General features: G+C 39.3%; 11 protein-coding genes. 6 read left to right on the top strand and 5 right to left on the bottom strand.

Going from position 1 to position 9,898, the window contains the following annotated elements; genetic code table 11:
• Nucleotides 1-730 precede the first annotated feature (730 nt).
• The 3 genes from J1E28_RS06995 to petA are packed head-to-tail and all read right to left on the bottom strand — an operon-like array spanning nt 731 to nt 3,585.
• Nucleotides 731-1,834, bottom strand: a complete 1,104-nt coding sequence (locus tag J1E28_RS06995; protein ID WP_291028168.1) for a c-type cytochrome — start codon at nt 1,832-1,834, stop codon at nt 731-733.
• Nucleotide 1,835: 1 nt separating this feature from the next.
• Nucleotides 1,836-3,065, bottom strand: coding sequence for a cytochrome bc complex cytochrome b subunit (locus J1E28_RS06990; protein ID WP_291028166.1), 1,230 nt, complete (start codon nt 3,063-3,065; stop codon nt 1,836-1,838).
• Nucleotides 3,066-3,075: 10 nt separating this feature from the next.
• Nucleotides 3,076-3,585, bottom strand: coding sequence for a ubiquinol-cytochrome c reductase iron-sulfur subunit (petA, locus tag J1E28_RS06985; RefSeq protein ID WP_291028164.1), 510 nt, complete (start codon nt 3,583-3,585; stop codon nt 3,076-3,078).
• 193 nt (nt 3,586-3,778) lie between these two features.
• Between petA and J1E28_RS06980 the strand changes: the two genes are divergently transcribed.
• The 6 genes from J1E28_RS06980 to J1E28_RS06955 all read left to right on the top strand — a co-directional run bounded on the left by J1E28_RS06980 (nt 3,779) and on the right by J1E28_RS06955 (nt 8,025).
• Nucleotides 3,779-4,621, top strand: coding sequence for an NAD+ synthase (locus J1E28_RS06980; RefSeq protein WP_291028162.1), 843 nt, complete (start codon nt 3,779-3,781; stop codon nt 4,619-4,621).
• Between the two features lie 64 nt (nt 4,622-4,685).
• Nucleotides 4,686-5,639: a tetraacyldisaccharide 4'-kinase gene (locus J1E28_RS06975; RefSeq protein ID WP_291028160.1), complete on the top strand. Its 954-nt coding sequence runs from the start codon at nt 4,686-4,688 to the stop codon at nt 5,637-5,639.
• Between the two features lie 44 nt (nt 5,640-5,683).
• On the top strand, nt 5,684-6,139 hold the full coding sequence (bcp, locus tag J1E28_RS06970) for a thioredoxin-dependent thiol peroxidase (protein WP_291028158.1): 456 nt from the start codon (nt 5,684-5,686) through the stop codon (nt 6,137-6,139).
• Between the two features lie 79 nt (nt 6,140-6,218).
• Nucleotides 6,219-6,365 (top strand): hypothetical protein, encoded by a 147-nt coding sequence (locus J1E28_RS06965; RefSeq protein WP_291028156.1) that lies wholly within the window; start codon nt 6,219-6,221, stop codon nt 6,363-6,365.
• Between the two features lie 77 nt (nt 6,366-6,442).
• A complete protein-coding gene (locus tag J1E28_RS06960; RefSeq protein WP_291028154.1) occupies nt 6,443-7,108 on the top strand; it encodes an alpha-1,2-fucosyltransferase in 666 nt (221 codons plus the stop codon).
• The gene (locus tag J1E28_RS06955; RefSeq protein ID WP_291028152.1) at nt 7,108-8,025 is read left to right on the top strand and encodes a GT-D fold domain-containing glycosyltransferase; all 918 of its coding nucleotides are present in this window, start codon (nt 7,108-7,110) and stop codon (nt 8,023-8,025) included. The genes J1E28_RS06960 and J1E28_RS06955 overlap by 1 nt, the downstream gene beginning before the upstream one ends.
• Here the strand turns inward: J1E28_RS06955 and J1E28_RS06950 are convergent.
• Both J1E28_RS06950 and lpxD read right to left on the bottom strand, forming a co-directional pair.
• The gene (locus tag J1E28_RS06950) at nt 8,022-8,891 is read right to left on the bottom strand and encodes an arginase family protein (protein WP_291028150.1); all 870 of its coding nucleotides are present in this window, start codon (nt 8,889-8,891) and stop codon (nt 8,022-8,024) included. The genes J1E28_RS06955 and J1E28_RS06950 overlap by 4 nt on opposite strands.
• Before the next feature lie 57 nt (nt 8,892-8,948).
• On the bottom strand, nt 8,949-9,890 hold the full coding sequence (gene lpxD, locus J1E28_RS06945) for a UDP-3-O-(3-hydroxymyristoyl)glucosamine N-acyltransferase (RefSeq protein ID WP_291028170.1): 942 nt from the start codon (nt 9,888-9,890) through the stop codon (nt 8,949-8,951).
• Between the last annotated feature and the right edge of the window lie 8 nt (nt 9,891-9,898).

Here is a 9,898-nt window from a genome sequence, read left to right as displayed (position 1 = left end):
CAAGTGCAGAGATTAGTGAGAGAGTAGATAAAGTAGCTAAAGAAATCTTAGAAGATGTGAATAAGAAGAAGTTTTAGGGGGTAAGGGTTTCTTTGGATTTAAGCCCCCTCTCCTAAAAACAAGCATCTACCCAAATACCTTTGATGATAGCCTTTTTATTGGCTTTAGCGCAAATACAAGATTGGCTTGAATCATAATGCAGATATAGAATTTTTTATTTCTTCCCAATAATACGTAATTTGATACGCACGAAAATCACTTATTGTTGAGAAATTAAATTACCAAAATACTAACTTAGAACATTTGAGAGAGTGGAGAATATATTATCAATTAACTTCGCGCCTGCACGAAAGTAGTAACCTCTTGCTTAGACATTAGCCTTCTTCTTATAAAAAACCAAACAAAAATCAAGCAAATTATTAAAAACCTCAAAGATTCTAGAATCTTGCAAAATTTTATCCAAGCTGCAAAGTAAAATTTTAAAATAATTACAAAAGGCAATGTGTAAAATTTGCTTTTAAAATAAATCGTATTTGTGGCTCTTGAGTCAAAATAAAAAATCTGCTATAAAGTTTTGGCATAAATACCCAAAGCTAAACGCTGTTTTTTATTGTTGCTTTAATAGCTTGTAGAAAATAAAAAACTTTGGGGGAATTTCAAAGAAGGGAGCAAATTGTATTTATTGTAGAAAGAATCCCCCACAACAGGGGTGGGGGGGGGTTAGGAGAGATTAATGCACTTCGCTCCAAATGCGTCTTTTCCAGAAGAATGCAAGAACACTCATTACGCCAAAGAAAATCATCAAATAGATACCAAGACATTCTCTTTGCTCTTTTTTCGCATCACCGATAGATTCTAGGTAAGCAATAACGCGTTTTTGTGAATCTTCACTCAAGCCAACGCGTGGCATAGAAAGTCCCACAGGCATTACACCAAGCTCTTTAGCGAGATTGCTATAATCTCTATCATCTTGCCAGGGGCTTTTTTTGTCATTTGGTGGGAGTGAACCCTCTTTTTGAATGATTGCATTTTGGATTGCTTTGAAAGATACTTTTTGTGGGTCATTAATGAAATATTCCAAATAATGCTCACCTTTGCTACGAATCATCATTGAGAGATCAGGTGCAACCGAGCCAAGATATACATTGAGGCTTTCAGGCGTAGTATGAGAAGCTACCTTGTCATATTTCATTGTGTGGCAGCGAGAACACGCATTGAGGAAAATAGCTTTATCAGTAAGCTTTTCTTCAAGAGTTGCGATTTGGCTTTGTTTTTGCTCGCTTGAAGCTGTTGTCTTTTCGATTGCTTCTTTTTTGGCGATAAACTCTTCAGATTCTAACACTTGTTTTTTAAGCGAGATAGAACCCACTGACTTCAAATAAGCCACAATATCCGCAACTTCCCTATCAGTATCTTCAAGCCCTACATATGGAGGCATTGGAAAATCGCCATTAGGGAATTTATGTGTAAGGTGAAGTGTATTTACAGGATCGATAATGAGATTAGCCAAGAACTTTTCATCATAAATCGCGCCCGCAGTGGAAAGATCGGGAGTAGAAATAGTCGCCTCTTTGTTATCGCGGAAATACATTGCCATATTTGCACCAGCAATACCTGCATCATTGAGACTATGGCAGGCTACGCAGTTGGTTTCTACAATCTCTTTACCGCGGTTTGCATCACCCTTGCTCAAATCAATATCTCGCAAATCGTTAAAGGCAAAATCAGCTTTTGCTACTTCAGGGTGGAATGTCGCGTGAGCAAGAGGTTCAACACCCCAATACAGCACACCCACAATGACTACAATAATTGCTAAAATTTTTATTTCTTTCATCTTAGTGTGCTCCTTTCTTATTTTCGAGTATCGTTACAATTGGTAATGCCACAAACACAAGGAATAAGAATCCAATGGAAGCCACAAAACCAATAAAATTGTTTGCTCCTTCAGGTGGAAGCTTGCCAAAGATTGTAAGCACAATCATATCCACAACAAGCAGAATAAACCACAAGCAGTAGCCCGGGCGCTTATGTGCAGGAGCAACCACAGAGCTTCTATCAAGCCAAGGCAAGAACAAAAATGCTACTTGTGCGATACCAAAAGCCATTAAGCCCAAATCCGCACTAAAGAAGAAACCACGTAATACTTCATAGCTCCACAAGAAATACCATTCAGGATAGATATGTGCAGGTGTTTTAAGATTGTTTGCAGGGTCAAAGTTAATAGGATCCATCGCAAAATCAAAATGGAAGCATACAAGATAGAAGAAACCAATCATAAACAAGCACACAATGAAAATATCTTTTGAGAGGAATACAGGCCAGAAAGGAATAACTTTAGATTCTTTTTTTCTGCCCTCTTCGTATTTTTTAGCCTCTGCTTCATAATCGATATGTTCGCCTTCTTCGTTATTGACGTGAGGGATTCTTAATGTATAAAAGTGTAGTCCAATAACACCAAGAATCACAATAGGCAATAAGCACACGTGTAACATAAAAAATCGTGTCAAGGTAGAATCTGCTACCACGAAGTTACCGCGCACCCATTCAACCACATCAGGTCCAATAACAGGAATACCACCAAAAAGGTTTGTAATCACCGCAGCTGCCCAATAGCTCATTTGTCCCCAAGGGAGCATATAGCCACTGAATGCTTCAGCCGAAAAAAGCACAAAAATAAGCATACCGCCAATCCACACCATTTCTCGTCCCTTTTTGAATGAGCCATAATAAATAGCTACAAACATATGGATATAAATGATGAGGAATATCATACTTGCAGCTACTGCGTGGATATGTCGCCATAGCCAACCAAATGCCACTTCAGTCATAATGGTATGATTCACACTATCAAAAGCAAGATTAACATCAGGTTTATAATACATCAAAAGGAAGAAACCAGATACTACAAGCAATGAAAATAATGTGAGTAACACCACACCCATAGCCCACAAGAAGTTGATGTTTTTGGGAATCCAATATTTTGTCATCATCACTTCTAATACTTTTTTAATAGCAAGGCGCTGATCGAGCCAATCCACCAAGCCGTTAGCTTTTTTCACTTCCATAGACTTCTCCTTATGCTTTTTTTGCTTCAAGCAAGGCTTTATATTCTTGCCCTTCTTCGCCTAGCACCATTTTTGTTCCATCAATTTTGAAAGGTGGAATATCCATAGGGCGAGGAGGAGGAGTTCCAGCTTCATTGACGCCAGAAGCAGTAAATCGTCCGCCGTGGCACGCACAAGCAAATTCTTGATTAGCTTGATTAAAGCTAGGAATACAGCCTAAGTGCGTGCAGATTTGAATCCCTACGGTATAAACTGCACCATTGACTTCAAAATCTCGTCCCTCTGTTTTGTTGCTCCCGGGTAGTTTTTTGAGGATATATACAGGTTTTCCCCTCCATTCCACCGTTTGAAGCACACCCTCTTGCAATGCGCTCAAATCAAATGTTGTGAATCCAGCTGAGACAACGCTAGGCAATGGATCCCAAGAACGTTTCATTGCATACAATGAAGCGATTCCGCCCACAGCAGCAACACCACCTAGAGCCATTCCTAGAAAATCGCGTCTTTTTGTATCTTGCATTTTTTCTCCTTTCTTGTTTTACTTATTAAGTATTAAGAACCTAGTATTATATTTTAGAAATTCTTAAGTTTTGTTTATTTAAAACCAAATTTTTTATTTATTTTGAAGTGTGTTATAATGTGGATATTTAGTCCTAGAAACTATGTTATATAGGGTGTTTGTGCCAAGTGTGTGAGTAAGTGAAGGATAAGCAATGGAACAATTTGTGCGCGATTGCAGACATTTTATATGTGATGAGTTTGCTAAGCGGGGATTCAAAAAGGCGGTTTTAGGCTTAAGTGGTGGGCTAGATTCTGCGCTTGTGGCTACGCTTGGTGTTTTGGCTTTAGGCAAGGAGAATGTGCGCGCCCTGCTTATGCCCTCTCTTAGCTCACATCATAGCCATTTTGACGATGCGCTTTTGCTTACAGAGCATTTAGATATAGAATATAGAATCTGTCAGCTTGCTCCCTTCCAAGAAAGCTTTGCAAAGCAAGAAGGTATGGATTTAAGCGGATTTATGAATGCCCTTGATAACGCACAAAAACAGAGAATGGGAAATTTTTGTGCTAGAATGCGTATGATATTGCTTTATGATTGTGCAAGTGCGGATAATGCCCTTGTGCTAGGCACGAGCAATAAGAGCGAGATACTCTTAGGCTATGGGACGATTTTTGGTGATTTGGCTTGTGCAATTAATCCCATTGGGAATCTCTACAAGACGCAAGTTTTTGCCCTCTCGCGTATGCTTAATATGCCTCAATCTATTATTTGCAAAAAGCCAAGTGCGGATTTATTTATTCATCAAAGTGATGAGGCAGATTTAGGGTATAGCTATGAGCGCATAGATAGCTTTTTGCGTGTATTTGTAGAGTATGGTGGTTTGAGCGCAGATGTGCTAGGGGATAAAAAAGCACAAAAACACATCAAACAAAAGCTTATCCAAAGCGGTTTTGAGCAAGAGATAGTAGAATCTTTAAGCGCAAGGGTATGGAGAAATGCCTTTAAACGCGTTATGCCACTTATTTTTCAAGGCGATTTTGCACAAGAGGCATAGATGCAAAATCGATATAGATTCTATAAGGCTATGCTTATGAGAAACTTACTTCAAAAGAGATTTTATGCGTTGGATTGATGCGTATTTTTATCAGCCAAATATATGGCAAAAAGCCCTAAGTATCGTGCTTTTACCCCTTTCTTTGCTGTATGGATTGTGTGCGTATATGCGTAGAAAATGTGCAAGGTTTTGTGATTTTTCTCTCCCTATTGTGAGCGTGGGGAATCTCATCGCAGGAGGGAGTGGCAAAACACCTTTTATCATTGAAACAGCAAGGCATTTTGATAAAGTAGCGATTGTCTCAAGGGGCTATAAACGCACATCAAAAGGGCTTGTGGTGGTAAGTGAATGGGGGGAGATTCTTGCTTCGCAAGCAGAATCTGGAGATGAGCCTTATCTCCTTGCAAGGGAGTGCAAAAATGCAAGTGTAATTGTGAGTAAGGATAGGAGAGAGGCGATTTTAAAAGCCAAGCAAATGGGCGCAAAAGTGATATTTTTAGATGATGGATTCCGCTTTAGGTTTGCAAAGCTTAATATCGTGCTTCTTCCGCTTTTAGAGCCTTATTTTTCATTTTGTTTGCCAAGTGGGATATATCGTGAGTTTCCTAATGCCTATAAAGAGGCGGATATACTCGTGCGTGAGGGTATAGACTACACGCGTGAAGTAAAAGTAGAGAATCCTACCCCAAGAATGCTTCTTCTTACAGCTATTGCTAATCCTGCGCGACTTGATGTGTTTTTACCCTCTGTGGTGGGCAAAATCACGCTTAGCGACCACGCTACTTTTGACAAAGCCTTTCTACAACAAGCCATAGAGCGATATAATGCTACTTCTTTGCTTGTAACGAGCAAAGATGAAGTCAAGCTCCTTGAAAGTGGCTTTAATTTAAGCGTGATGCGGCTAAGGCTTAAGCTTGCAGATAGTATTATAGAGCGTATAAAGGCGTATGTAAAGGGGTTTGAAAAAGATAATGCTTTGCAAGAATCCATTAACTCAAGGAAGATTCTAAAAACATAATTTTGCAGAAATCTTGCTATTAAATAAAAATAAAAGGAACAAAAATGAAATTACAAAAAGGTGATAAAGCCCCATATTTTAGGCTTAAAAGCGCTGATGAGACAGAGATAGCCTTGCAGGATTTGCTTGGCAAAAAGGTGGTTGTGTATTTTTATCCTAAGGATAATACGCCCGGCTGCAGCATTGAGGCGGAAGAATTTAGCGCGTTTATTGAGGAATTTAGCGCTAAAAATGCGGTGGTAGTAGGGATAAGCCCTGATAGTCCCAAATGTCATCAAAATTTTATAGCTAAAAAATCGCTCAAAGTCTTGCTTCTAAGCGATCCTGATAAAAGTGTGGCAAGTGCGTATGGCGCGTATGGCACAAAAATGATGTATGGCAAAGAGGTGCAGGGTATTATTCGTAGCACTTTTGTGATTGCTCAAAATGGCACAATAGAGCAGAGTTTTTATAATGTCCGCGCAAAAGGACACGCGAAAAAGGTATTAGAGAGTTTGTAAAAGTATAGTTTTGCTGCAAAGCTTCTTTGATTAATTTTTTCTTTGTAGAATCTGCATAATTGATTTGAGGGAGGGCGCAATGTGCAAAATTGTTCAACTTAGCTGCGGCTTAGGTAACAATATGTTTCAATATGCTTTTGCCAAATCTTTGCAATCCCGCAGTAATACCCCCGTGATTTTTGATTTGCATTCAAGTGTTACTACCCCCCCCCCCCGCTACTTGTAGCATTTAAACATCTTCAATTACCACTCGCATCAGATTCTCAAATACATAAAGCCAAAAAACGCACGATTCTTGGGTATTTGCCCGGCACAATACGAAAAATATTTTCTATCCCAAAATATCAAATCATTCAAGAAAAGAGCGCATTTGTCTATGATGAGGCACTTTTTGAGCGACAGGGGAAATATTATATTGGATTTTTTCAAAATGAAAAATATTTTAAAGATATTGCCGCAGAGATTGTGCGGGACTTTACTTTTGCGCCTATTACTGATGCTTACACACAAAAACGAGCAGAGAGGATTTTAGGTGTGAAAAATAGCGTTTTTGTCCATATACGAAGAGGAGACTATGTGCGCTTAGGCTGGGATTTGAACTTAGAGTATTATAAGAAAGCCGCTCAAATTATTGCAGATAAAGTAGAAAATCCTACATTCTTTGTTTTTGGGGCGACTGATAAGAATTATCTCAAAGACTTTGACATCGGCTACCCCTATGAAGATATGAGCGAGAAAGAAATCACTGCACACAATTTCTATGAGGATATGCGGCTAATGAGCTTATGCAAGAGTGGCATTGTCGCCAATAGCTCATATAGTTGGTGGGGGGCTTATTTAGGGGAGAATCAAGCTAGAGATACAAAGGAGCGTGTTATTGTTGCGCCTAGCCCGTGGCTGCTTAATGAAAACGACATTATTTGCCAAAATTGGTTGAGGGTTCATCTCCCCCCACAAAAGGTCTCATAATGAGAAAATACTCCATTGTATTATTTTTTAATAATCTAAGATATTTGTTTCGTTTTAATATCAAAGATATGGCAAGAAATGGGGTTACAAAAGAATATGTCCTCGCTGCTGCTCAAAGGAGTGAGTGGAGAACAAAAAATGCCCCGCAATCTATCACTGCCCCCCATATAAAAACCAAACAAGAGACAATAGAAGAGCTCATTCATACCCAAAAAAGTATTATTCGATTTGGGGACGGGGAGTTTTTTCTCATTTGGGGGCATTCTATTCCTTTTCAAAAATACAATAAGCTCTTGAGCGAAAGCTTGAAAGAGATTCTCCTCTCACAAGATGAGCGCCTTTTAATAGGTTTGCCCGGAGGGTATTGGTATGGGCGTGAGGATTTAAAAGATAAGGTATCAAGGGATTGGCTATGCAATCATACCTTAAAACATCATTTTGATTATAGTGCGTATTTTTTAGAATCTCAAGTATATGCAAATACTGGTCTGCTTGGTTTTATGTCTGGTCTTTCAAAAGAGGAATGCGAGAGGCATTATGCAATGTGTAGGGAAATATGGGCAGATAAAGAAGTAGTTGTGATTTGTGGAGATAAAGTGCATCAGGGTATAACGCATCTTCTTATTGATAATGCTAAAAATGTAGAATTTGTTGATGCGCCTACAATGAATGCGTATGAAAACATACATACTTTAAGAGAGCAAATATCACAATTTAATCATCACAAGCTTTTGCTTTTTGCAATCGGTCCTGCAGGGAAAGTTTTGGCGTATGAGTTTTTTAAGCGAGGCTATAGAGTTTTAGATATAGGGCATTTGTTGCAAGATTATGATTTATATAAAAAAGGCATTCAACGCAACGAGACAAATATTCTTACTTTTTATAAACCTGATGATAAAGATAAGATTTACATTTAGCTTTTTTCTATTAAAGTTATTGCCTTATGTAGCATTTGCTTGAGTTTGAGGGCTTCTTTTGGCATATATTCTGCTATGCTAAAGCCCACAAGCTCATATTCTTTGCAAATACTTTCAATGAGATGTTGTGCGTGAGCGAGTTTGAGCTTTCCTGTATTACCCACTGCAATGGGTAATTCTTTGTAATGAAGCACATCTAAATCAAAATGTATCATTACCTTACTTGCCTTTGTGTTTTTAAGCCACTTAAGCACTTTATTTGGTTTTTTAAGACTTTTGGGCTTTAGGCTTTGTAAGCCAAATGCCTTTTGACGCTTTTTAAGCGCTTTTGCCTCATTGCTATGTAATCCTGCAATCAAAGTCTTTTGCGCGCTTATTTTTGCAGGGAGCATAGAGCATATATCTGTATCGCCAAACCCGAGTAAATGTGCTAATGCCATAGCGTGATAGCCATTATATTCATCACTTGGCAATCCAATATCAGGGTGTGCATCAAGCCAAATAAGCGCGACATCATCGCCATAAAGATTGCTAAGATAGCTAAAAGGCATGACACTCACGCTACAATCTCCGCCTAGTGTGAGAATCTTGCTCGGTTTTTGCTCTTGCAAAATTTTAAGCGCATCAAGACTTTGTTTTAAAATCATTTCTTTACCTAAGATTCCATCTTTAAGCTCTCTTTTATAATCAAGGCAAATAGGCACTTCAAAGATATTTTGTATCTCACTTGGCAAAAGTGTGTGAAGAAGCTTTGCGCCCCAAAAATAGCCTTGTGAAATCACATCTTTTGGCATATCTGCAAACCAATGCGCAATATCTCCTCCCTGCCATTGTGGATAAAGTAGCCGTATCGTCTTTTCTTGCATACACGCTCCTTAAAGAATCTTAAGCTATCTTGTAATTCTCAAATATCTTAAATCCGCTCATTCTTTGGGCTTTGCAGATTTTTTGAGCATTCTGCGCAATGAGACAAAAAATTTCATCCACTCATCAAGCTCCATAAGCGGGTGTCCGCCCCATTTGGTATGTGGGGGGAGATTCTTTCCTACCGCGCCTCTACCGGCAACTTGCACGAAATCGCCAATATGAATATGCCCCCCTGTGCCTGCTTGTCCGCCCATAACAACATTCCTACCTGTGGTGGTTGAACCAGCCAAGCCCACTTGTGAAACAAGAATGCTATGCTCTCCCACTACGCAGTTATGCCCGATTTGCACGAGATTATCAATCTTTGCTCCTTTTTTGATGAGCGTTTCCCCAAAAACTGCCCTATCAATGGTATTATTTGCGCCAATTTCGACATCATCTTCTATTACTACACGTCCATTATGCTCGATTTTGATATGTCTGCCATCATTTGTATGCGCATAGCCAAAGCCATCACAGCCGATTATGCTTCCTGCGTGCAGACGCACACGATTGCCAATCACACTATCGCGATAAATAACGACATTTGGATAGATAATGCAATGCTCCCCAATGCTCACATTCTCGCCAATAACGACATTTGGATAGATAATGCAATGCTCCCCAATGCTCACATTCTCGCCAATAACGACATTTGCACCTATATGTATATTTGAAGCGCGTGGAGGGTGGGAAGTAAGAGAGAAGCAAGGTTTTGCAAAAAGCTGTGAAAGCAAGGCAAAAGCAAGATGAGGATTCTCTACGATAAGAGGCTGTATGTGAGGAGGGACACTCTCTTGCAAGGAGGCGCGGATAAGCACCGCTCCAGCTTTTGAATCTGCCAAAGCAGGAATGTATTTGTCTTGGTCAATATAGCTTATTTGTGAGGGAGAGGCGGATTCTAAAGGCGCGATACCGCTTAACTCAAAGTCGTGTGTAATGCTATTTTGCAAACTGATATAATCTT

Origin of the sequence: Helicobacter sp. (assembly GCF_022511165.1) — a bacterium.
GTDB lineage: Bacteria > Campylobacterota > Campylobacteria > Campylobacterales > Helicobacteraceae > Helicobacter_C.
The sequence above is the reverse complement of the archived record's forward strand: the minus strand, read 5'-3'. Positions and strand labels throughout refer to the sequence as shown.